The organism is Sulfitobacter sp. R18_1, assembly GCF_017743915.1.
Classification (GTDB): Bacteria; Pseudomonadota; Alphaproteobacteria; order Rhodobacterales; family Rhodobacteraceae; genus Sulfitobacter; species Sulfitobacter faviae.
The window spans coordinates 1-817 of sequence record NZ_JAGHRG010000041.1 but is presented as its reverse complement, the minus strand read 5'-3'; the positions used below and the strand labels follow the sequence as shown (position 1 = coordinate 817).

Annotated in this window: 1 protein-coding gene; it reads right to left on the bottom strand. The window is 56.9% G+C overall.

Annotated features, from left to right (window positions below; genetic code table 11):
* Positions 1 to 52: 52 nt before the first annotated feature.
* Positions 53 to 754, bottom strand: coding sequence for an IS6 family transposase (locus tag J7392_RS24135; protein WP_065331824.1), 702 nt, complete (start codon positions 752 to 754; stop codon positions 53 to 55).
* Positions 755 to 817: the final 63 nt, after the last annotated feature.

Here is an 817-nt window from a genome sequence, read left to right as displayed (position 1 = left end):
GGTGTTGTCACGTTAACTCGCCGAATTTGCAAGTTGGCAAGCTGTTCGTTGATCAAGCGGCCTGTGCCGCGGATTTCCACGCCTCGAATGCTTCGAGCCGATGGTAGCGGATGGTGAGCGCAGAGCGGCGGCGGGCTGGGACAGAGAAACTATTGCGGGTTGCAGACTTCATAGATACGAAGCGTTGTAATCCACCCGGCGATCGGAAGCCTTGCATCACCCGCTCTCGTTTTCGGAAGGGCAAGTGGCTGTTTTCTGCGCGGTTATTGAGTCCCTTGTGTGACCAATGATCAAGGCCAGGCGCGACCTCGCGCTTTGCGGCACCATAGGAGCGCAGCTTGTCCGTAATGATCCTTTTTGGCACGAAGCCCCAACGTTTCATCAGCTTGACCAAAAGCCGCTTTGCGGCGCGCTTGTCTCGTCTCGATTGGAGAATTTCCTCAAGAACAAAGCCGTGTTGGTCGACCGCGCGCCAGAGCCAGTATGACCGACCCGCGATCTTCACAACGACTTCGTCCAGATGCCAGACATCGCCGGGGCGCGGCTGCCGTCGCTGTAGAACGTGGGCGATCAGGGGGCCGAACTTGACGCTCCAGCGCCGGATTGTCTCATACGAAACGTCGACGCCACGTTCCAGCATCAGCTCTTCGACCTCGCGCAGGCTCAAGTTGAACCGGACGTAAAGCCAGACAATATGAGCGATGATCTGAGGCGGAAACCGGTGGCGTTTGTAGCTGATCTTTTGTGTCTGCATCGACACCGCCTACGCCCAGATCAATGAACCAGCAACCTCAGGACCGTTAATGTGACAACACCT

What these genes read in the sequence shown, in the direction of transcription:
- J7392_RS24135 (WP_065331824.1), bottom strand. Translation starts at nt 754, where the DNA reads ATGCAGACACAAAAGATCAGCTACAAACGCCACCGGTTTCCGCCTCAG.